The following is a 21,091-nucleotide window of genomic DNA, read 5'->3' as shown; positions in this document are numbered from 1 at the left end:
GATACCTGCCCGGGACACGGCCACGTTCACCAGATGCCCGCAGAAAGCCCACACCCTGTCCGACGAGCACCACGCGTGGCCTCCTTCCCGTGGCCTGGGAAGGGGCCGGCCTCGGTGGGCCGGTGGCATGCGGCAGATGCAGTCGCATGCCACGGCCCGCGCATGGAAGCTCCCGGCTTCCGCCTGCCGATGTCGCTCTGCCTCAGCCGGGAGGAACACAGTGTGCGTCACTCGGTCAGTGGCAGTTGCCCAGCCGAGGGCGGCACCTCTCCTCCTCAGGCCCTATTCCGCGCGGTGCGGTGGGTGGCGGGCGATCTGGAGGCGGACATCGGCGGGCAGGTCGGACAGGCCGGTGGACCGGCGAGCGGTTCGGAGCGGACCTTCGCAGAGGGCGCCGAGAGCGGCGCCGGGGGCGCCGAGAGGGGTGAGGGTGAGCCTGACGCTGGTGCGGGGACGGGCTGGTCGGCCGGTGATGTGTACAGCCGCATGCTCGACCTCCGGCAGGGCACCGGCTTCGGTCGCGATCGCGTCGCCGAGCGCGCGGTCGCGCAGTTGTACGCCCTCCTGCGGGGGTGTGCCGCCGACGGGCAGCGTTCCGGGACGGCGTCGGCTCAGCTGGGCGAGCAGCCACCCCAGGGCGAGCAGGGCGGCGAGAGCGAGGGCGGCGATGACCGCAGGCCACCACCACCAGCCCTGACTGCTCCAGCGGGCCCGGTCGGCGGAGCTGAGCAGGACATCGTCCGGGGTGCTCAGCGGCCAGCCGGCGGGCGGGACCAGATCGTATCGCCGGTAGAGGCCGAGCCCGGCGAAGAGGATCAGCAGTCCGCCGCCGAGCAGGACCAGTCCGGCCAGGGCCAGCAGGCTGCGGTTGAGTGCGGATCGCGGTGTCATGGTGCGGGCTCCGGTGCTGCGGGATTCCGGTCAGTGGGTGCGTTGCCGCACCCGTACGACGATGCGGGGAGGACGAGCGAGGGCCAGCCGGTCGCGTTCCTCGTCGAGCACGGCGGTGAGGTCGTCCTTGACCTGCCGGGGCTCGCGGAAGCGGACGTCCGCGCGGGCTTTGATGCGGTGGCGGCGCACCCGGACGCGCGCCGCGCCGACTCCGGGGACCCGCATGGCGGCGTCCCGCAGCAGGTCGGCGGCGCCGTCGCGGTCCAGGGAGGCCCGCAGCCCAGGGCAGTCGGAGGGGGAGCGCAGGGGCAGCCAGTGGCGTAGGCCGGGGGTGAGGGCCAGGATGATCAGGCAGACGCCGACGGCGGCGGCCACGGCGGCTCCCGTGAGCATCCACACGTCGTCCACGGGGCGGGTGGCCAGTGCGTCGGCCAGGTGCCGTCGCCAGGCTGCCGCCCGGCGTCCCGCCCGTACGGCGATGACGTCGACGAGCGCGGCGACCGCTGCCACGAGGATCACCGAGGCGACCAGCGCCGCGGGGACGCGGCGCGCGGACCAGGGGCGGCGGGTCCGGTGTCCGCTGCCACGTTCGCCGTCCGTGCGCAGCGGCGCTGTGGCGCGGTGGGCGGACGGCGCGGAGCCACGGCCGGGAGAACCGGGGTCGGGTGTCATCGCGCGCCCCCTTCGTGCAGGGTGTGCCGGGCGGCCCGGGTCGCGTCGCCGCTCACCGGACCCGCCTCCGGCTCGCGTCGGCGGTCAGCAGCCGTCGCACGGTGAGGGTGACCTCTCGCACCCGCAAGCCGGTGAGCTGGGCCACCCGGTCGGCGACGTCCTGCTGGATCCGCTCGCAGACACCGGCGATGTCCGTGGGGTAGGGCAGGTCCATGGTCAGGTGCAGGCGCACCGTTCCGGTACGGACGGCGGCGGAGGCGCTCGGGGCCCCCGCTGCGCTCCGACCGGGCGGAACGGCGGCGCGCCGCGACTGCGCCGTCCGCGCGGCCTGGACGGCGATACGGGCGACCACCCTGTCCGGGATGACGGTGGCGCCACGCTCGGCCGGGGGCGGGAGGGCGACGGCCGACGCCGGCGGGTCCGGGCCCGACCCCTCGCCGGGGGAACCGGGCCGGGTCCTCACCGCTGCCTCCGTACCCGGAGGGCGAGGTCGCCCTGCACGGCGAGGCCGACGACCAGCCCCACCGCACCGAGGACGAGTACCAGCAGAAATGCCCAGAAGCCGCCGAAGTAACCCGCGAAGCCCAGGGCCATGCCGGCCACGAGGCCCGCCAATGCTGCGTTCATCTTGCACTCACCCGTCTCACGAACGTACGTCCCCGTCCACGCGATCACCCCGCGCCCACCCCGAGGGCGGTGGGGCGGGGGATCACCTCACGCGGCCCTCGTCCGGTTCGGCCTCTTCCTCCTCGTCCGGCAGGTGGACGTCGTCGACGGCGATGTTCACCTCGACGACCTCCAGGCCTGTCATCCGCTCCACGGCGTTGATCACATTGGTACGGACGTCGCCGGCGACGTCGACGATGGAGACGCCGTACTCGACGACGACGTCCAGGTCCACGGCGGCCTGCTGCTCGCCGACCTCGACCTTCACCCCCCGCGTGACGGCTGCGCCTGTGCCGGGAACGCGGTCCCGCACGGCGCCGAAGGCGCGCGCCACGCCCGCCCCGAGGTTGTGGATACCCGGTACCTCACGGGCGGCCATGCCCGCGATCTTGGCCACCACGCCGTCCGCGATGGTTGTCTTCCCCCGTGTCTCGGCCGGAGCGTCGGCTCCGGTACGGCCCTTCAGCGCGCTCACGCCCGCATCGGGCCGGCTGCCCCCGCCGACGCTGGTGATGTTGTCCGTCATGGCGGTCGCCTCGATCGGGTCGGTCGGACACCGGTGTGGCGCCCTTCGCAAGGTTGGACATATCGGGCGCCCCATTCCTCACGGGCGTCGAATGTGATGTGTGTCACAGATGGCCTCGCGGGTACCCGGACAGTCCGAGCGAGCCCTGCGCGGGAGCGCCATGACCGAACGCACTGCCTTCCCACCGCTGGGATGCGACCTGCCGGACGGACTCCTGGCCGTACGGGCGGCCGAGGGGGACGAAGAGGCCTTCGCCGTTCTCGTCCAGCGGCACGGCCGGCCCCTCCTTGCTCTGGCCCACGGCATGCTCGGCAACCCCGAGGACGCCGAGGACGCCGTTCAGGACGCCTTCGTCAGCGCCTGGCGGCGACTGCCGGAATACCGCCACAGCGCGCAGTTCCGTACCTGGATGTACCGGATCACCGTCAACCGCTGTCTGACCATGCGCCGGCGACGGCCGCCGCTCCTCCTGCTGGACACGGTCGCCGAGCCCGCGGCGGAAGACGCCTGGAGCCAGCCCGCCCGGTCCGCTGAGCAGGACGCGGCCTCCGCCGCCCTGTGCCGCGCGCTCGGCGACCTGAACGCCGGGCAGCGGCTCTGCTGGATCCTGCGGGAGGTGCAGGGCCTGTCCTACAAGGAGATCGCCCACGTGACACGGACCAGCGAGCAGACGGTACGCGGCAGACTGTTCAGGGCACGCCGATCCCTGCAGGAGGCGATGGGCCCATGGCGCTAGACGACCCGCACACGCCGGCCTCCGAACCTCCCGAAGCCGACGGGCCCCCTACCGGCCGGGCCACCGGCACGCCCCCGTTCGCGGGTGATGAGGTGCTGCCCTGCGGCCGTCTGCTCAGCCGGGTCTGGGAGCAGGCGCGGGACGCGGCACCGGCCGTCGACGACCCGCACACCGTCTCCTGCCCTCACTGCCGCGAGGCCGCCGAGGGACTGGCCACGGTGAACGCGGCCACCCGGGCGCTGCGCGCCGAGGACACTCCTCGTCTCCCTGCGCTCGCCGCCCGCATCATGAACATCGTCAAGGCAGAGGTACGGCTCGGACGGCTGCTGCCGCTGGCCGACCCGGACCGGGACCTGCGGATCGCCGAGAACGCCGCGGCGAGGGTGCTGCGGCAGGCGGCGGACACGGTTCCCGGTGCGAGGGCCGCGACCTGCCGGCTCGTACCCGAGGGCGAAGGCGCCGACGTGCGGGTGACCATGACCCTGGCCGCCGCGCTGGACCGCCCGCTGCCCGACCAGGTCCGTGAGGTGCGCCGATCGGTTCTTCACTCGGCCGGACAGGCCCTGGGTCTCGCCCTGACGGCCGTCGACATCACCGTGGTCGACGTCCTGGAGCCGGAGCCGCCCCTCCGCCCCGGCGTCACGACGGGCGGCGGTGCGTGATGACCGCCGTCCGCACGGCCACGCTCCTCGGTGTCGCGGCCGAGGCAGCCCTCGCGGTTCCCGGCGTGGCGGGTCTGCAGCCCCGTCTCTCCCGTCGCCTCGCGGCAGCTGCCGCGCCCACCCGGACGGAGGCCACGCCGGACCGCACATCGCCCGAGGCAGGCGTCCGCGCCGACCGGGCGCCGGACGGTTCGGGGTGGCACATCGAGGTGCGCTGCGTCCTGGCCGAGGGCCAGCGGGCGCTGGACATCGCCCAGAACGTCCACGACCGGGTGGGGGCCGCCGTGCTCTCCCACCTCACAGCCCGCGATGCCGCGGAGCGGGTCACCGTCGAGGTCGTCGTGACCCGTATCGCCGCCCGGCACGACGCGTCATGAGCCCAACATGCGCCATCGGGCGCTGTGTTCGGCTGCGTTCCTGCCCCGCGTGATCGGTCCGGCGAGCTGCTCGGCCTGAAGGTGTGGACGCCGACTTCGAGGCCGGCGCTCCCTCGCGCACCTCTTCGCGTGCCTCTCCAAGGAGCGGCTGTCGACGGGGAGCGAGCCTCTCAACCACCGCCGTCCTCCGCCCTCGTCGCCGACGGGGTGAGCGGCAATCGGGTCCAGCTCGTCCTCGGCCACGCGTCCGCCGTCATCACGCTGCGGACCTTCGCCACCTGTGGCCGGGCGAAGAAGACCGCACCCGGACCGTCAGGGACGCCGTGCTCGGCGGCCTGCGGCCCGGGTGCGGACAGGGAGACCGGGCGATCGGATAAATCGCAGGTCAAGCGGCATGACCGGAATCAGGCCTTCTTGGTCTCCCAGAAGATCTTGTCGATCTGGGCGATGTAGTCCAGCGCCTTCTGGCCCGTCGCCGGGTCGGTGGACGCCTTGGCGGCCGAGAGGGCCTTCAGGGCGTCGTTCACCAGCTGGTGCAGCTCCGGGTACTTCTCGAAGTGGGGCGCCTTGAAGTAGTCGCTCCAGAGCACGGAGACGTGGTGCTTCGCCAGCTCCGCGCGCTGCTCCTTGATGACGGTGGCGCGCGCCTGGAAGTGCGGGTCGTCGTTGGCGGCCATCTTCTCCTGCACGGCCTTCACCGACTCCGCCTCGATGCGGGCCTGGGCCGGGTCGTACACACCGCAGGGCAGGTCGCAGTGCGCGCTGACCTTGACCTTGGGGGCAAACAGGCGGGAAAGCATGGAGCATTCCTTCCTCGTGATCGTCTTCTCAGGTGGGACATTACTCCCTGAGCCACGGGTTTTCGCGAGTGCCCCCTGCGGCTTAGGACAAAAGTCCGGGGTCAGACTGGGACTGGTGGAGGAACGGACCGGGGAGGTGCCGGGGATGCCGGAACTGTCGCAGGAGACCGAGCGGGGGAGGGCCGGGGCGCCCTTCGGGGTGGCCGAGGTGACGGGCCCGTCCATGGTGCCCACGCTCCATCACGGGGACCGGCTGCTGCTGCAGTACGGGGCCGTGGTCAGGCCGGGGGACGTCGTGGTCCTGCGTCATCCGTTCCAGCAGGACCTGCTGGTCGTCAAGCGGGCCGTGGAGCGGCGCGGGGGCGGCTGGTGGGTGCTCGGGGACAACCCGTACGCGGGCGGGGACAGCACCGACTACGGGGTCGTGCCGGAGGAGCTGATCCTCGGCACGGCCCGGTTCCGGTACCGGCCGCTCGGGGCCGGTCAGCGTTCGCCGCTGGCGCTGCTGCGCTGGGCGTTGTCGGCCGTGAGGCCGCTGCTCTCCTCCCTGTCGGCCTCCAGGCGTTTGCGGGCCCGGTAGGCGGCCACGTTGGCGCGGGTCGCGCAGCGGTCGGAGCAGTAGCGCCTGGAGCGGTTCGTGGAGGTGTCCAGGTAGGCGTTGCGGCAGGGGGCCGCCTGGCACAGGCCCAGGCGGTCCACGCCGTACTCGGTCAGGTGGAAGGCCAGGCCCATCGCCGCGATGGCCGCGTAGCCCGCGGTGGCGTTGGAGGGGTGGTCGGCCAGGTGCATGTGCCACAGGGGGCGGCCGTCCTCGTCGCGGTGGTCGTGCCCGGAGATCTGCGGGCTGACCGGGAACTCCAGGAGGAGCGAGTTCAGCAGGTCCACGGCGAGCGTCTCGTCGCCCTTGTCGGCCGCCTCGAAGACCGCGCGCAGCCGGGCCCGTACCGACCTGAAGCGCGTGACGTCGGCGTCGGTGGCGCGGCGGGCCGCCGTCGCGTTGACGCCGAACAGATCGCGGACGGCCTCGACCGAGGTGAGCGCGTCCTTGCCCCGGACCGGCTCCTCGCTGTTGACGAGGCGTACGGCGTAGTCCGAGTAGTAGGCCAGTTCCACTTGTAGTCCTTACCAGGGCGGCGTTCTGCGGTCGAGGGGGGTTGGTAATAGACGGTTCTGCTTACAGGGTATTACGTGGCAGAGTGAGGGGCGGGGATCGATGACCGCCGGCGGCACCGGCGGCATCGCCGCTCGCGGACCTGGTCCGCCGGGCGAGTCTTCATGAACGGGGACCACATGATCGACGAGAGCGCACCCCGGAGCAACGCCGCCGAGGGCATCCGGCGGTACGCCCGCATGGATCAGGCCAAGCGGTACGAGGCGGATCGCCGTCGAACAGCCCCCACGCAGCCCCGGTAAAGGCCCGGAACAGCCCCGATGCAGGCCCGGTGTAGGCCCGGTACAGCTCCGGAGCAGTCTGGGAGCAGCCCTGGAGCGGACATGCGGAAGGGGCGGTACGAGGATCCGTACCGCCCCTTCGAGCGCCGACTACAGCACCTTGGACAGGAACGACTGCGTCCGCTCGTGCTGCGGGTTGGTCAGGACGTCCCGGGGATGGCCGGATTCGACCACCACACCGCCGTCCATGAACACCAGGCTGTCGCCCACCTCCCGGGCGAAGCCCATCTCGTGGGTGACGACGACCATCGTCATGCCCGACTCGGCGAGGTCGCGCATGACGTCGAGGACGTCACCGACCAGCTCCGGGTCGAGGGCCGAGGTCGGCTCGTCGAACAGCATCAGCTTGGGGTCCATCGCCAGGGCACGGGCGATCGCCACCCGCTGCTGCTGGCCGCCGGAGAGCTGGGAAGGGTAGTTCCCGGACTTGTCGGCCAGGCCCACGCGCGCCAGCAGCTGCTGCGCCCGTTCCCGGGCCTCCGACTTGCTCTGCCCCTTGACCTGGACCGGCGCCTCCATGACGTTCTCCAGGGCCGTCATGTGCGGGAACAGGTTGAAGCGCTGGAAGACCATGCCGATGTTGCGGCGCTTCATGGCGACCTCGCGGTCGCGCAGCTCGTACAGCTTGTCGCCCTGCTGGCGGTAGCCGACCAGCTCGCCGTCCACGTACAGCCGCCCGGCGTTGATCTTCTCCAGGTGGTTGATGCAGCGCAGGAAGGTCGACTTGCCGGAGCCGGAGGGGCCGATGAGGCAGAACACCTCACCGGGCTTGACCTCCAGGTCGATGCCCTTGAGGACCTCGACGGAGCCGAAGGACTTGTGCACGTCCTCGGCCTTGACCATCGGGACGTTCCCGCCTTGCGGCCGGGTCAGGGGGGTGTCCGTCTTGCCGAGCTTGTCGCTCATGCGGTCACGGCTCCCTTCTTGCGGCCCAGGGAGAACATGTTGGCCTTCACCTTCTGCCACGGCGTCGGCGGCAGCTGACGGCTGGAGCCGCGGGCGTAGTACCGCTCGATGTAGTACTGGCCGACGCTCAGCACCGACGTCATGATCAGGTACCAGGCCGCGGCGAGGAAGTACATCTCCACCGGGGCACCGGAGTTCTGGCCGATGTCCTGGGCGTAACGGAACAGTTCTGGATACTGGACGGCCGCCACGAGCGAGGTCGTCTTCAGCATGTTGATCACTTCGTTGCCCGTCGGCGGCACGATCACGCGCATCGCCTGCGGGATGATCACCCGGCGCAGGGTCTTGCCGTGGCTCATGCCGAGCGCGTGGGCCGCCTCGGTCTGGCCCTCGTCGACCGCCAGCAGACCGGCCCGGCAGATCTCGGCCATGTACGCGGCCTCGTTCAGGCCGAGGCCGAGCAGCGCCGTCAGCAGCGGCGTCATGAACACGGACCAGTACTGCTTGTAGAACGGGCCGAGGTCGATGTAGGTGAAGACCAGACCCAGGTTGAACCACAGGAACAGCTGGACCAGCACCGGGGTGCCGCGGAAGAACCAGATGTAGAACCAGGCGATGGACGAGGTCACCGGGTTCTTCGACAGCCGCATCACCGCGAGGAGGATGCCGCCGACGATGCCGATCAGCATCGACAGGACCGTCAGCAGGAGGGTCTTGCTGACGCCGGTCATGATCCGGTCGTCGAAGAAGTAGTCGGGGACCGCCTGCCAGTTGATCCGGCCCTGGCCGAACGCGTAGATGATCGCGACGAGCAGCGCGATCGCGATGACGGCGGACACGTAGCGTCCGTAGTGCCGGACCGGGATGGCCCTGATGGCCTCCGGGCCGGCCTGGGGGGCGGTGGCCGCCCCGGCCGTCTTCTCGATGTCAGTCACGGGTGTTGCCTCTCGGTGGCCGCTTCGAATCGGCTTCGAATCACGCGGGTCACTTGCCGCCGTTGATCACGGACTCCTTGACGGCGCCGTCCTGGGCGCCCCACTTCTCGAGGATCTTCTGGTACTCGCCGCTCTTGATGATGGCGTTCATCGCGGCCTGTATCGCGTCCCGCAGCTGGGTGTCCTTCTTGGAGACCGCGATGCCGTACGGGGCCGCCTCGACCTGCTGGCCGACGATCTGGAAGTCCTTGCCGCCGCCGGAGGTCTTCACCGCGTACGCGGCGACCGGGAAGTCGGAGGAGGCCGCGTCCACGCCGCCCGAGCGCAGACGGGTCTGGGACTGCTGGTCGTCGTCGAATGCCTCGATGGTCAGCTTCTTGCCGCCCGGGCACTTCTTGGCCTCCTGCTTGGCCAGGTCCTCCGAGACGGTGCCGCGCTCGACGGCGATCTTCTTGCCGCACAGGTCGGTCCAGGACTCGATGCCCTTGGTGTCGCCCTTGCGGGTGTAGATGGAGACACCGGCGGTCAGGTAGTCGACGAAGTCGACGCCCTCGCCGACCTTCTTGCTGGTGTCCGGGTCGACGCCCTCCTGGCGGTTCTTGTTGTCCGTCATGGCGGACATGGCGATGTTGTAGCGGCCCGAGCGCAGACCGGTGAGCAGGCCGTCGAAGGTGCCGTTGTCGAACTCGAACTTCACACCGAGCTGCTTGCCCAGGGCGGCGCCGAGTTCGGGGTCCAGGCCGGCGACCTTGCCGGAGGAGTCCTTGAACTCCACCGGGGCGTACGCGATGTCCGAACCGACCTTGACGACACCCTTGTCCCGGATGTCCTGCGGGAGCTTGTCGGCCAGCGGGGCGCTGGCGGCGGAGGAGCTCGCGGCGTGGTCCTTGTGCTTTGTCTGGTCACCGCAGCCGGTGAGTACCAGAGCGCCCGCGACCGCGATCGCACCGACCGCGGCTAGCCGGGAGTGCGCGGCGGTCGTACGACGGGTGGAGCTTGCGGTCATCGTGGGTTCCTCCGGCTGGTGGGAAGAGGTGCCGATGGGTCGACGAGAACACACACCTTCGGGTGTCGCGACCTCGTGGGTTTACGGCATCTTGCCATTCGGACTAGGCCATTCAGGTGCATGCCTATGTCAAAATCGGATAACGGGTGGCCCACGAACCCGCCCAGGTCGGTACATCCTCGGTCGATCGGCGCCGAACCATCTGCGGAGATCAGGTCCGCAGGCCGGAAAAGCTTCGGTGTGTCTCACGATGTGGTCGTAGGGATCGCACCTTTTGCGCCACTGCGAGCAGCCCGTCAGGAGCCCGGCAGGAGTCCCGTACGAGCCCGGCATGTGACCGACTCGACAGCGGCTCGTGAAATCCGTCAGCGGCATGTCATCTTGCTGCGGCTTTCCGGTCGCGTGATGTGACCTTGTACCCAATGGACTCGTCGTGGGCGCCGTCTGTCCGGTAAGAAGGTTCTTTACACCCCTCATCCGGGGCTCAGGGCGCGTGTGCGGCGCGCCCGTCGCGCAAGGCCTGCCCTTATCAGCAACGGCCGTGCGCGGTGCCCGCCCACCCCTCACCAGGAGTGGTCGACCCTCAAACCATGCATACCTAAGGGGTAAAACGAAGTGGCAGCGGAGATCGTCAATCCTCGCAGCGACGACAGTACGGATCAGGACAGCGGGGCCGAGCCCCTCGATTCCTTCGATCCCGCGTTCGCGCTGCACCGTGGCGGCAAGATGGCTGTGCAGGCCACCGTGCCGATCCGCGACAAGGACGACCTTTCCCTCGCGTACACGCCCGGCGTCGCGCGCGTGTGCACCGCGATCGCGGAGCAGCCGGAGCTGGTCAACGACTACACATGGAAGTCCTCGGTGGTCGCCGTCGTGACCGACGGTACGGCCGTGCTCGGACTCGGGGACATCGGTCCCGAGGCATCCCTCCCCGTCATGGAGGGCAAGGCGATCCTGTTCAAGCAGTTCGGCGGCGTGGACGCCGTGCCGATCGCGCTCGACTGCACGGACGTCGACGACATCGTCGAGACCGTGGTCCGGCTCGCCCCCTCCTTCGGCGGTGTGAACCTGGAGGACATCTCGGCGCCCCGGTGCTTCGAGATCGAGCGCCGGCTCCAGGAACGCCTCGACATCCCGATCTTCCACGACGACCAGCACGGCACGGCCGTCGTGACGCTGGCGGCGCTGCGGAACGCGGCTCGGCTGAGCGGCCGTGAGATCGGGCAGCTGCGGGCCGTCATCTCGGGCGCCGGCGCGGCCGGTGTCGCCATCGCCAAGATGCTGATCGAGGCCGGCATCGGGGACGTGGCGGTGGCGGACCGCAAGGGTGTCGTCTCGGCCGACCGGGACGACCTGACGCCGGTCAAGAAGGAGCTTGCCTCCTTCACGAACAAGGCGGGCATCAGCGGCTCGCTGGAGGCCGCGCTGGCGGGCGCGGACGTGTTCATCGGCGTCTCCGGCGGTACGGTCGCGGAGGAGGCCGTGGCCTCCATGGCCGAGGGCGCCTTCGTCTTCGCGATGGCCAACCCGAACCCGGAGGTGCACCCGGAGGTGGCGCACAAGTACGCGGCGGTCGTCGCGACCGGGCGGTCGGACTTCCCGAACCAGATCAACAACGTGCTGGCCTTCCCCGGCATCTTCGCCGGGGCGCTGCAGGTGCGGGCCACGCGGATCACCGAGGGGATGAAGATCGCGGCGGCCGAGGCGCTGGCCTCGGTGGTCGGGGACGACCTCGCCGCCGACTACGTGATTCCGTCGCCGTTCGACGAGCGGGTCGCGCCGGCCGTCACCGCGGCGGTCGCGGCTGCCGCCCGTGCCGAAGGCGTCGCCCGTCTCTGACGTTGCGTCAATGGCCCCGCCCCTTCGGGCGGGGCCATTTCTCTGCCCGGCCGTCCGCCCGTTCGCGTCACTCGGAGCGGGCCTTCGGGGTTGACGCCGCGTCGGTTCGCGCAAGAGGGCGTGTCTCACAGACGCTTGCGGTTCCGTCCGCTGCGCCGCGCACCTATCGTCGGCTGCATGTTCGCTGTCTACGCCGCCCGAATCGACCGCGACCAGCCGCTCTCCGGCCTTGAGCTGGGAGAGCGTCCGGCGCCCGAGGGCCGCCCCGGCTGGAGCACCATCGACGTCAGGGCCGCCTCCCTCAACCACCATGACCTCTGGTCCCTGCGAGGCGTGGGCCTCCCGGAGGACCGGCTGCCGATGATCCTCGGCTGCGACGCCGCCGGAGTGGACGAGGACGGCAACGAAGTCGTCCTGCACTCCGTCATCGGCCAGACCGGCCACGGCGTCGGCCCGAACGAGCCGCGCTCCATCCTCACCGAGCGCTACCAGGGCACCTTCGCCGAGCAGGTCGCCGTGCCGACCTGGAACATCCTGCCCAAGCCCAAGGAGCTGTCCTTCGAGGAGGCGGCCTGTCTGCCGACGGCCTGGCTGACGGCGTACCGGATGCTGTTCACCAACGCCGGGGTACGGCCCGGTGACTCGGTCCTCGTGCAGGGTGCGGGCGGCGGTGTCGCCACGGCCGCGATCGTGCTCGGCAAGGCGGCCGGCCTGCGGGTCTTCGCCACCAGCCGGGACGAGGCGAAGCGGAAGCGGGCGCTGGAGCTGGGCGCCGTCGAGGCGGTCGAGACGGGAGCGCGGCTGCCGCAGCGCGTGGACGCCGTCATCGAGACGGTCGGCGCCGCCACCTGGTCGCACTCGGTGAAGTCGCTGCGGCCCGGCGGGACGATCGTCATCTCCGGCGCCACCAGCGGCGACCGGCCCTCGCACGCCGAGCTGACCCGGATCTTCTTCCTGGAGCTGAAGGTCGTCGGTTCCACCATGGGGACCAAGGAGGAACTGGAGGACCTGCTCTCCTTCTGCGCCGCGACCGGGGTACGGCCCGTCATCGACGAGGTGCTCCCCATGGATCGGGCCCGCGAGGGCTTCGAACGGCTCGCGTCCGGTGAGCAGTTCGGAAAGATCGTGCTGACCACCAGCTGATCCGCCTGGCTCGCCCGCCTCGTGGAGCAGCGCTCCACGAGGCGTGCGGGATGCACGAGGTGCACGTCCCGCCTCGGGGTCATTCCTCCTTCGGCCGCAAGCCGGCGGCCTCCTGCACAGACTGTTCTGCCCGGGGGCGGCTCCCCGGTCGGTGCCGTTCTGTCGTGGACCGGCTCGGCCACCGCCGCAGCCGCCGGCCGAACACGGCCGTTCCACCTCGCGCGCCTCTTCGGCGCCGACGAGAGGACCACAGGCCCCGGTACCTCTGCGGGGGAACCGGACCCGCCGTCGAGGTTCATGCCGAAAGTGCCTGCTCACCGTAATCGCTGTCCTGCGCACAGGCGGCAGCCAATTCGTCCAAGGACACCTCCAGTGCTGCGGCCAAGGCCGCCACGGTGAAGAAAGCCGGAGTCGGCGCCCGACCGGTCTCGATCTTGCGCAGCGTCTCCGCGGACACTCCCGCCGCTGCGGCGACCTCCACCATGCTGCGGTCGCCGCGCGCACGACGCAGCAGTGCGCCGAACCTCTCTCCGCGCTGCCGTTCCCACGGAGTCAAAGGAGTCCTCACCATGCCCGTGATACTAATACCGGTATAAGAATTGGATTGCGGGTGTGAGGCAGGGAGTCGCAGAACATGGTGGAGATCAAGACCGACGCGGCGCTGGACGCGATGAGGGAAGCCGGGCGTGTCGTGGCCCGCGCCCTGGCCGCCGTCCGGGAGGCGGCAGGCGTCGGGGTGTCCCTGCAGGAACTGGACGAAGCGGCCCGCACCGTCCTCAGCGAGGCCGGGGCCCGCTCGCCCTTCCTCGGCTACCGGCCCTCCTTCGCCCCCACCCCCTTCCCCGCGGTGATCTGCACCTCGGTCAACGATGCCGTGAGCCACGGCATCCCGACCGGCTACCGCCTGCGCGACGGCGACCTGGTCAGCGTCGACTGCGGTGCGGAGCTCGACGGCTGGACCGGCGACGCCGCCATCAGTTTCATCGTCGGCACTCCCCGGCCCGCCGACGTGGACCTGATCAACGCCACCCAGCGCGCCCTCGATGCCGGCATCGCCGCAGCCACCCCCGGCAACCGCATCGGCGACATCTCCCACGCCATCGGTACCGTCGCCCGATCGGCGCGCTGCGGCATGCCTGCCGACTTCGGAGGGCACGGCATCGGCCGCCGCATGCACGAAGACCCGCATGTCCCCAACCGGGGACGGCCCCGCCGCGGCTTTCCCCTCCGCCACGGCCTGACCCTCGCGATCGAACCGATGCTCATGGCCGGCGGACGCGACGACTACCGCACCGGCACCGACGGCTGGACTCTGCTCACCGTCGACGGCAGCCGTGCGGCCCACATCGAGCACACCGTCGCCGTCACCGAGGAGGGCCCCCGCATTCTGACCCTGCCCTGAGCAGGACAGCCGACCACGTGGTGGGCGCGGAGGCGACCTGGTGCGGAAGGTGGTCGACCGTTCGTCGATCAGCCGCAGCAGATCGGGGAACGCGGTGTCCGCATCGTCCTGCGCGCAGCCGGTCAGGCCTTCGGCATGCGGAGTATCGCGCCGATGTGGGCCGCCGCCGACGACAGGTGACGGCGCGCCTCGCGGAGCTGGTCGGTGGTGACGCCGTGGTCGCGGGCCGCGTCGCGGATGTCGTCGCGGAAGCGGTCCAGCAGTCGGTCCAGGTCGCGGGCCGGGTCGCCGGTGAAGTCATCATGCGCCCAGGCCGGTTCGTACGCGGCCGGGAAGCCCTCGGGGCCGGCGGAGTAGTCGGGAAGGTGCGCGCCGGGGACGGTGACGGCGGACGGTTCGCCGGCAGGGCGGCCGGAGGCCCGGTCCTCGCCGAACTCCGTCCCCGACTCCGCTCCTGGCTCGCTCCGGGACTCCCTCCCGGAGCCGTCTGCGGGTTCCTTCCCGAAGTTCTTGCCGAAGGCCTTGCCGAACTCGCCGAACTCCTTGGCCACTTCGGCCAGGCTTTCCCGGACGCCGGTCGGCCAGTCGCCGCGCGTGAAGTGGTCCTGGACGCGGTCCTGGACCACGCGGGCGATGCGCTGCATCTCCTCCTGCGCCTGGGCACGCGCGCGGGCCTGGGCCTCCTGAGCCTGGCGGCGGGCCCGCTCGGCCTCCTCACGGGCCCGGCGGCTCTCGTCCTTGGCGCGGCGGGCCTGCTCCTTCCACTCCTGCCTGACCCGGCGCATCTCCTCCTTGGCGGCCCGCCAGGCTTCCTTGTCCGTCGGCTCGGCGTACTCCGTGAAGGGGCCCGCCGCGGCGCCGCCCGTCTTCGTGTCCCGGCGGGCCTCGGAAGCGGCGGCGCGCATCTCGCGGCGCAGATCACCGGCCGCGCCGCGCACGTCGGCCCTGATCTCGGCGGCGAGTTCCGCGACCGACTCGCGGATCTCCAGCTCCAGGTCGGCAAGTTCGCCGCTGCGGTCGGCCAGTTCCGCGCGGCCGGCGTCCGTGATGGCGTACACCTTGCGACCGCCCTCGGTGGTGTGCCTGACCAGGCCCTCGGCCTCCAGCTTGGCCAGCCGGGGGTAGACCGTGCCCGCCGAGGGCGCGTACAGCCCCTGGAAGCGCTCCTCGAGGAGCCTGATCACCTCGTAGCCGTGGCGTGGGGCCTCGTCGAGCAGTTTGAGCAGGTAGAGGCGCAGGCGGCCGTGGGCGAAGACGGGGGGCATGTCAGAGCACCTTCTTGTCGGTCGTGCCGTCGGCCGGGACGCTGCCGGCATCGGCGTCCTGACCGGAGACGGAATTGTCCCCCGGGGTGGCCGCGGCGCCCGTCGAGGGGCCGGATCCGGGACCGTGCGCCGGCCGCGCGCTGTCCTCCTCCCGTGGCGGGCGGCGCAGCAGGGCGATCGAGCCGGAGACCGTGGTGGCACGCAGCTTGCCGTTGCCAGCGCCGAGGCGGCCGGTGATCTTGTGGGCGCCCCACTGGCCGTGCACCCGCAGGCCGTCGAAGGCGTTGGAGATCGTGCCGCTCGCGGTGTTCGCCTCCACCTCTGCGTCCGCCGGGTGCGGCAGGCGGATGGCGATCTCGCCGGAGACGCTGGTCAGTCTGACGTCCGTGGGGCCGTCCGGGTCCAGGTCGAGGATCATGGAGCCGCTGACGGAGTCGGCCCGCACGGAGGGACCGGCGCCTTCGAGCACGGTCAGGTCGCCCGAGACCGAGTTGAAGCGCAGGTCGCCGGTGACGGCCTGGGCCTCCAGGTTCCCGGACACGGTGTCCGCGCGGACCGGCCCCGATATGCCGACCAGGGTCGTGTCACCGGTGACGCCCTTGACCGCCGCGGGGCCGCTGATGCCGGAGACGACTGCCCCGGCGCCCACCACGCCCACCTCGACGCGCGTGCTCGCCGGGACCGCCAGGGAGACGACGGCGCTGCGCCGCCAGCCCTTGCGGTCGAGCCACTTGAGGAAGCCCTTCCAGGGCAGGTCCTCGTACGCCACCGTGAGCGTGCCGCCCTTGTGGGTGACCGTCAGCGGTGGTCCCTCGAGGTCCGAGACCTCCAGGCGGGCGGAACCTTCGTCCGTGCCCACCACGTTCACCGTTCCGTTGACGATGCGGACGTTCAGGTTGCTCACAGGGGTGTCGAAGGTGAGCTTCCGCGGCTCGGCGACGGACCACTCGGACATGGGGACCTCCTCGGCCGGACAAGGGACTCGCGACACGCCATATCGCGTCTTCCTAACTCACGATATATCGCGGCCTGGGAAAGTCAAGACACCCTGGCCGTTGCATAGGCTTGTCATCGGACCCACCGCTGGACGCACACACGCAGGAGACGCACCCGATGTACTTCACCGACCGCGGTATCGAGGAGCTGGAGAAGCGGCGCGGCGAGGAAGAGGTCACCTTCGAGTGGCTCGCCGAGCAGCTGCGCACGTTCGTGGATCTCAACCCAGACTTCGAGGTGCCCGTCGAGCGGCTCGCCACCTGGCTCGCCCGCCTGGACGACGAGGACGACGAATAGGCCGCAAGACGCGTAGGCCGCAAGACGCGGTCATCGGCCGTATCCCTCGTGGCCCCTCCCGCTCTCGGCCGTCTGGGGCGGGACCGGCGCGGCCGGCGAAGGCGCGCCGGATCCCGGCGCCGGGTTCTGTCGGAGCGGTGACGTGACCACCATCGCCGTCGACGGGGGAATCGTGCCGTCGGCCGGGGAACCGGCTGCGGCGGCGGGTTCCGCGAGGCGCACGAGCGGGGCCGCCGTCTTCTGGAGCGCCGGCAGGCCGCGTCCCGCAGCGACGAACTCACCGAGCTGATCACCCAGGGCCGCCGCCCGTGACGTGACCGGCCGCATCACGAGCGTCACGAGCATCGCGAGGCCGCGGAACCGAGCCGGAGCCCCTACCGGGACGCCGAGGCGTACCCGGGAGCGGGGCGCGTTGCGGGCGCGTGCGACTCCTGCGACTCTCCAGGCACGCGGGGAACTGCGTGACCAGCCACGACGCGACCAGCCACGACGGACCGCACCCGCATACGGTCCCCGCAACCGACGGACAGGCGAAGGGCCCGGTACCGAGCAGAAACTCGGTACCGGGCCCTTGGGTGTGCTGAGCCGCCGGAGGCCTACGCCTCGAACACCTCACGCACCAGCTGCTCCTGCTCCGCCTGGTGGCGCTTGGCGGAGCCGACCGCCGGGGACGAGCCGTGCGGGCGGGAGATGCGCCGCAGCCGCTCGCCGGCCGGGATGTCCGCGCCGACCGCCAGGTCCAGGTGGTCGATCAGGTTGAGCGCGATGAACGGCCAGGCACCCTGGTTCGCCGGCTCCTCCTGCGCCCACAGGTACTTCTCGGCGTTCGGGTACTTGTTGACCTCCGCCTGCAGCTCGGCACCCGGCAGCGGGTACAGCCGCTCGATGCGGATGATCGCCGTGTCCGTGACGCCGCGCTTGACCCGCTCGGCCTCCAGGTCGTAGTAGACCTTGCCCGCGCAGAAGACGACCTTGCGGACCGCGGCCGGGTCGACCGTGCTGTCGCCGATGACCGGGCGGAACTCGCCGCTCGTGAACTCCTCCGCCTTCGAGGCCGCGGCCTTCAGGCGCAGCATCGACTTCGGGGTGAAGACGACCAGCGGCTTGTGGTGCGGGTTGTGCACCTGCCACCGCAGGAGGTGGAAGTAGTTCGACGGGAGCGTGGGCATCGCGACCGTCATGTTGTTCTGCGCGCACAGCTGGAGGAACCGCTCCGGGCGGGCGGACGAGTGGTCCGGGCCCTGGCCCTCGTAGCCGTGCGGGAGGAGCAGGACGACGCCGGAGGTCTGGTTCCACTTCTGCTCCGCCGACGAGATGAACTCGTCCACGACCGTCTGCGCGCCGTTGACGAAGTCGCCGAACTGCGCCTCCCACATCACGAGCGCGTCCGGGCGGGCCAGCGAGTAGCCGTACTCGAAGCCCATCGCCGCGTACTCGGAGAGCAGGGAGTTGTAGACGTTCAGGCGGGCCTGGTCCTCGGAGAGGTACTGCAGCGGGGTGTACTCCTCGCCGGTCTCCCGGTCGATCAGCACCGCGTGGCGCTGGCCGAAGGTGCCGCGCTGGGAGTCCTGGCCCGCGAGGCGGACCGGGGTGCCGTCCAGCAGCAGCGAGCCGATGGCCAGGGTCTCGCCCATGCCCCAGTCGATCGTGCCGTCCTCGACCATCGCCGCACGGCGCTGCAGCTGCGGCTGCAGACGCGGGTGCACGGTGATGCTGTCGGGGATGTTGACCTGGGACTCGGCGATCCGCTTCACGACCTCCGAGGAGATCGCGGTCGGCACCGCGACCGGGAAGCCGTCCTGCGGCGCCTGGACGGCACCGCCGGCCGGCTGCGAGGTGGCCTCGCGGACCTCGGTGAAGACCTTCTCCAGCTGGCCCTGGTAGTCCTGCAGCGCCTGCTCGGCCTCTTCCAGGGTGATGTCGCCGCGACCGATCAGGGACTCGGTGTAGAGCTTGCGCACCGAGCGCTTCTTGTCGATCAGGTCGTACATCAGCGGCTGGGTGAAGGCCGGGTTGTCCGACTCGTTGTGACCGCGGCGGCGGTAGCAGATGAGGTCGATCACCACGTCCTTGTTGAACGCCTGGCGGAACTCGAAGGCGAGCCGCGCCACGCGCACGACGGCCTCGGGGTCGTCGCCGTTCACGTGGAAGATCGGGGCCTCGATCATGCGGGCCACGTCCGTCGCGTACATGGAGGAACGCGAGGACTCGGGGGCCGCGGTGAAGCCGACCTGGTTGTTGATGACGATGTGGACCGTGCCGCCGGTGCGGTAGCCGCGCAGCTGCGACATGTTCAGGGTCTCGGCCACCACGCCCTGGCCCGCGAAGGCCGCGTCGCCGTGCAGGGCCACCGGCAGGACCGTGAAGTCCGTGCCGCCCTTGTTGATGATGTCCTGCTTGGCGCGGGCGACGCCCTCCAGGACCGGGTCGACCGCCTCCAGGTGCGAGGGGTTCGCGACCAGCGAGACCTTGATCTGCTCGCCGTCCAGGCCCGTGAAGGTGCCCTCGGCGCCCAGGTGGTACTTCACGTCGCCGGAGCCGTGCATCGACTTCGGGTCGAGGTTGCCCTCGAACTCGCGGAAGATCTGCGCGTACGACTTGCCGACGATGTTGGCGAGGACGTTCAGGCGGCCACGGTGGGCCATGCCGATGACGACCTCGTCCAGGCGGGACTCGGCCGCGGAGTCGATCACCGCGTCGAGCAGCGGGATGACGGACTCGCCGCCCTCCAGGGAGAAGCGCTTCTGGCCGACGTACTTCGTCTGCAGGAAGGTCTCGAAGGCCTCGGCGGCGTTCAGGCGGCGCAGGATGCGCAGCTGCTCCTCGCGCTCCGGCTTGGTGTGCGGGCGCTCGACGCGGTCCTGGATCCACTTGCGCTGCTTGGGGTCCTGGATGTGCATGAACTCGATGCCGGTGGTGCGGCAGTACGAGTCGCGCAGCACGCCGAGGATGTCGCGCAGCTTCATCATCGACTTGCCGGCGAAGCCGCCGACGGCGAACTCGCGCTCCAGGTCCCACAGGGTGAGGCCGTGCTCGGTGATGTCCAGGTCGGGGTGCTTGCGCTGGCGGTACTCCAGCGGGTCGGTGTCGGCCATGACGTGGCCGCGGACCCGGTAGGAGTGGATCAGCTCGAAGACGCGGGCGGCCTTGGTGACGTCGTCGTCGTGCGAGGCGTCGATGTCCCGGAGCCAGCGGACCGGCTCGTAGGGGATGCGCAGCGACTTGAAGATGTCGTCGTAGAAGCCGTTCTCGCCGAGCAGCAGGTTGGCGACCTGGCGCAGGAACTCGCCCGAGGCGGCGCCCTGGATCACCCGGTGGTCGTAGGTCGACGTGAGCGTCATGACCTTGGAGACGCCGAGCTTGTTCAGGGTGTCCTGGCTGGTGCCCTGGAACTCCGCCGGGTAGTCCATGGAGCCGACGCCCATGATCACGGACTGGCCGGGCATCAGACGCGGCACGGAGTGGACGGTGCCGAGGCCGCCGGGGTTGGTCAGCGAGACCGTCACGCCGGTGAAGTCGTCCATCGTCAGCTTGCCGTCACGGGCGCGGCGGACGATGTCCTCGTAGGCCTGCCAGAACTCGAAGAAGTTCAGCGTCTCGGCCTTCTTGATGGCGGCCACGACGAGCTGGCGGTCGCCGTTGGGCTTCACCAGGTCGATGGCCAGGCCGAGGTTGACGTGCGCCGGCTTGACGAGGGTCGGCTTGCCGTCCTTCTCGCCGAAGGACCAGTTCATCGACGGCATGGCCTTGATGGCCTGCACCATCGCGTACCCGATGACGTGCGTGAAGGAGATCTTCCCGCCGCGGGCGCGCTTGAGGTGGTTGTTGATGACGATGCGGTTGTCGAACAGCAGCTTCACCGGGACCGCGCGGACGGAGGTGGCCGTCGGCAGCTCCAGCGAGGCGTTCATGTTCTTCGCGACCGCGGCGGCCGGGCCGCGCAGCGTGACCAGCTCGGGGCCCTGCGGGGCCTCGGCGGCCTTCGCGGCGGGGGCGGCCTTCGCCGCCGGCTGAGCGGGCGCCTGTGCGGGTTGCGCCGGCTTGGCCGGGACGGGGGCCGCAGCTGCGGCGGGCTGCGGGGCCACCGGGGCGGGAGCGGGGGCGGCCGGGGCCGCGGGAGCCGCGGCGGGGGTCTGTGCGGCCCCCGTGGCAGCAGCACCCGGCGGAGCCGCGGCGGCCGGCGCACCCGGCTTGTAGTCGGCGAAGAAGTCCCACCAGGCACGGTCTACCGAATTCGGGTCCTGGAGGTACTGCTGATAGATCTCGTCGACGAGCCACTCGTTGGGACCGAACGCAGCAGCGGGGTTCTTCCCGGCTTGGTCGTCGGTGGAGATGCTCGAGTTACTGGGGGACTGTGGCGACACGGCGGCAACCGCCCTCTTCCGCTTCACAAGGTGATGGACAGCGGGAATAAAGGCTACGCCTCCAAGACCGTGAAGGTCAGGTCGAGCCCGTTCATCGTCGCGTAAGTCACACAGGAAATCTTGTTTCAGGGCTTGATATGGCGGGAAACAAGCGTG

The 21,091-nt window shown here is 70.7% G+C and carries 22 protein-coding genes and 2 pseudogenes; 10 read left to right on the top strand and 14 right to left on the bottom strand.

Annotated elements, in window-relative coordinates; genetic code table 11:
- Positions 1-282: 282 nt before the first annotated feature.
- The 5 genes from K7G59_RS16775 to K7G59_RS16755 all read right to left on the bottom strand — a co-directional run bounded on the left by K7G59_RS16775 (position 283) and on the right by K7G59_RS16755 (position 2,755).
- On the bottom strand, positions 283-891 hold the full coding sequence (locus K7G59_RS16775) for an alkaline shock response membrane anchor protein AmaP (protein ID WP_225834904.1): 609 nt from the start codon (positions 889-891) through the stop codon (positions 283-285).
- A gap of 30 nt (positions 892-921) precedes the next feature.
- Positions 922-1,563 carry a DUF6286 domain-containing protein gene (locus K7G59_RS16770; protein WP_225834903.1) on the bottom strand — a complete coding sequence of 214 codons (642 nt, stop codon included), beginning with the start codon at positions 1,561-1,563 and terminating at the stop codon, positions 922-924.
- 52 nt (positions 1,564-1,615) lie between these two features.
- Positions 1,616-2,026, bottom strand: a complete 411-nt coding sequence (locus tag K7G59_RS16765) for an Asp23/Gls24 family envelope stress response protein (protein ID WP_225834902.1) — start codon at positions 2,024-2,026, stop codon at positions 1,616-1,618.
- A complete protein-coding gene (locus K7G59_RS16760) occupies positions 2,023-2,190 on the bottom strand; it encodes a hypothetical protein (protein WP_225834901.1) in 168 nt (55 codons plus the stop codon). Before K7G59_RS16760 ends, K7G59_RS16765 begins: the two co-directional genes overlap by 4 nt.
- Before the next feature lie 82 nt (positions 2,191-2,272).
- Entirely contained in the window at positions 2,273-2,755 is a 483-nt protein-coding gene (locus tag K7G59_RS16755; protein ID WP_225834900.1) for an Asp23/Gls24 family envelope stress response protein, read from the bottom strand.
- A 160-nt stretch (positions 2,756-2,915) separates the two neighbouring features.
- On the opposite strand from K7G59_RS16755, the gene K7G59_RS16750 reads away from it, so the two are divergent.
- The 4 genes and pseudogenes from K7G59_RS16750 to K7G59_RS35055 form a co-directional block, all read left to right on the top strand.
- Complete coding sequence (locus K7G59_RS16750; protein WP_225834898.1) at positions 2,916-3,491, top strand: RNA polymerase sigma factor; 576 nt, start codon at positions 2,916-2,918, stop codon at positions 3,489-3,491.
- The gene (locus K7G59_RS16745; RefSeq protein ID WP_225834896.1) at positions 3,482-4,153 is read left to right on the top strand and encodes a hypothetical protein; all 672 of its coding nucleotides are present in this window, start codon (positions 3,482-3,484) and stop codon (positions 4,151-4,153) included. The genes K7G59_RS16750 and K7G59_RS16745 overlap by 10 nt, the downstream gene beginning before the upstream one ends.
- Positions 4,153-4,530 (top strand): hypothetical protein, encoded by a 378-nt coding sequence (locus K7G59_RS16740; protein WP_225834895.1) that lies wholly within the window; start codon positions 4,153-4,155, stop codon positions 4,528-4,530. The genes K7G59_RS16745 and K7G59_RS16740 overlap by 1 nt, the downstream gene beginning before the upstream one ends.
- A gap of 183 nt (positions 4,531-4,713) precedes the next feature.
- Positions 4,714-4,907: pseudogene (locus tag K7G59_RS35055) on the top strand (site-specific integrase); the annotation flags it as partial.
- A gap of 27 nt (positions 4,908-4,934) precedes the next feature.
- Here the strand turns inward: K7G59_RS35055 and sodN are convergent.
- Complete coding sequence (gene sodN, locus K7G59_RS16735) at positions 4,935-5,330, bottom strand: superoxide dismutase, Ni (protein ID WP_067129094.1); 396 nt, start codon at positions 5,328-5,330, stop codon at positions 4,935-4,937.
- A gap of 145 nt (positions 5,331-5,475) precedes the next feature.
- On the opposite strand from sodN, the gene sodX reads away from it, so the two are divergent.
- Positions 5,476-5,910 carry a nickel-type superoxide dismutase maturation protease gene (gene sodX, locus K7G59_RS16730; protein ID WP_225835119.1) on the top strand — a complete coding sequence of 145 codons (435 nt, stop codon included), beginning with the start codon at positions 5,476-5,478 and terminating at the stop codon, positions 5,908-5,910.
- Here the strand turns inward: sodX and K7G59_RS16725 are convergent.
- Positions 5,814-6,443, bottom strand: coding sequence for an ABATE domain-containing protein (locus K7G59_RS16725; protein WP_225834894.1), 630 nt, complete (start codon positions 6,441-6,443; stop codon positions 5,814-5,816). The two genes, sodX and K7G59_RS16725, sit on opposite strands and share 97 nt — an antisense overlap.
- A gap of 150 nt (positions 6,444-6,593) precedes the next feature.
- Here K7G59_RS16725 and K7G59_RS16720 point away from each other — a divergent pair.
- Positions 6,594-6,695, top strand: a pseudogene (locus tag K7G59_RS16720) (SAM-dependent methyltransferase); the annotation flags it as partial.
- 177 nt (positions 6,696-6,872) lie between these two features.
- Here the strand turns inward: K7G59_RS16720 and K7G59_RS16715 are convergent.
- Genes K7G59_RS16715 through K7G59_RS16705 form a run of 3 tightly spaced genes read right to left on the bottom strand, consistent with a single transcriptional unit; the run spans position 6,873 to position 9,629 of the window.
- The gene (locus tag K7G59_RS16715) at positions 6,873-7,625 is read right to left on the bottom strand and encodes an amino acid ABC transporter ATP-binding protein (protein ID WP_225835117.1); all 753 of its coding nucleotides are present in this window, start codon (positions 7,623-7,625) and stop codon (positions 6,873-6,875) included.
- Positions 7,626-7,684: 59 nt separating this feature from the next.
- Positions 7,685-8,623 (bottom strand): amino acid ABC transporter permease, encoded by a 939-nt coding sequence (locus K7G59_RS16710; RefSeq protein WP_225834893.1) that lies wholly within the window; start codon positions 8,621-8,623, stop codon positions 7,685-7,687.
- A gap of 49 nt (positions 8,624-8,672) precedes the next feature.
- A complete protein-coding gene (locus K7G59_RS16705; RefSeq protein ID WP_225834892.1) occupies positions 8,673-9,629 on the bottom strand; it encodes an ABC transporter substrate-binding protein in 957 nt (318 codons plus the stop codon).
- 615 nt (positions 9,630-10,244) lie between these two features.
- Here K7G59_RS16705 and K7G59_RS16700 point away from each other — a divergent pair.
- On the top strand, positions 10,245-11,468 hold the full coding sequence (locus tag K7G59_RS16700; protein WP_225834891.1) for an NADP-dependent malic enzyme: 1,224 nt from the start codon (positions 10,245-10,247) through the stop codon (positions 11,466-11,468).
- A 177-nt stretch (positions 11,469-11,645) separates the two neighbouring features.
- Positions 11,646-12,611: a zinc-binding dehydrogenase gene (locus K7G59_RS16695; RefSeq protein WP_225834889.1), complete on the top strand. Its 966-nt coding sequence runs from the start codon at positions 11,646-11,648 to the stop codon at positions 12,609-12,611.
- A gap of 295 nt (positions 12,612-12,906) precedes the next feature.
- Here the strand turns inward: K7G59_RS16695 and K7G59_RS16690 are convergent, their stop codons facing one another.
- The gene (locus K7G59_RS16690) at positions 12,907-13,182 is read right to left on the bottom strand and encodes a helix-turn-helix domain-containing protein (protein ID WP_225834888.1); all 276 of its coding nucleotides are present in this window, start codon (positions 13,180-13,182) and stop codon (positions 12,907-12,909) included.
- Between the two features lie 63 nt (positions 13,183-13,245).
- On the opposite strand from K7G59_RS16690, the gene map reads away from it, so the two are divergent.
- The gene (gene map, locus K7G59_RS16685) at positions 13,246-14,013 is read left to right on the top strand and encodes a type I methionyl aminopeptidase (RefSeq protein WP_225834886.1); all 768 of its coding nucleotides are present in this window, start codon (positions 13,246-13,248) and stop codon (positions 14,011-14,013) included.
- Positions 14,014-14,135: 122 nt separating this feature from the next.
- Here map and K7G59_RS16680 read toward each other — a convergent pair whose 3' ends face one another.
- On the bottom strand, positions 14,136-15,278 hold the full coding sequence (locus K7G59_RS16680) for a PadR family transcriptional regulator (protein WP_225834884.1): 1,143 nt from the start codon (positions 15,276-15,278) through the stop codon (positions 14,136-14,138).
- A 1-nt stretch (position 15,279) separates the two neighbouring features.
- Entirely contained in the window at positions 15,280-16,233 is a 954-nt protein-coding gene (locus K7G59_RS16675; RefSeq protein WP_225834882.1) for a DUF4097 family beta strand repeat-containing protein, read from the bottom strand.
- A 158-nt stretch (positions 16,234-16,391) separates the two neighbouring features.
- Here K7G59_RS16675 and K7G59_RS16670 point away from each other — a divergent pair, with 158 nt between their 5' ends.
- Positions 16,392-16,571, top strand: a complete 180-nt coding sequence (locus tag K7G59_RS16670; RefSeq protein WP_003992906.1) for a DUF6104 family protein — start codon at positions 16,392-16,394, stop codon at positions 16,569-16,571.
- Between the two features lie 596 nt (positions 16,572-17,167).
- On the opposite strand, the gene K7G59_RS16665 is transcribed toward K7G59_RS16670, so the two are convergent.
- On the bottom strand, positions 17,168-20,935 hold the full coding sequence (locus K7G59_RS16665; protein WP_225834880.1) for a multifunctional oxoglutarate decarboxylase/oxoglutarate dehydrogenase thiamine pyrophosphate-binding subunit/dihydrolipoyllysine-residue succinyltransferase subunit: 3,768 nt from the start codon (positions 20,933-20,935) through the stop codon (positions 17,168-17,170).
- Positions 20,936-21,091 lie beyond the last annotated feature (156 nt).

Source organism: Streptomyces sp. NK08204 (assembly GCF_020400585.1).
Lineage (GTDB): Bacteria > Actinomycetota > Actinomycetes > Streptomycetales > Streptomycetaceae > Streptomyces.
This window is presented reverse-complemented; position numbering and strand designations above follow the sequence as displayed.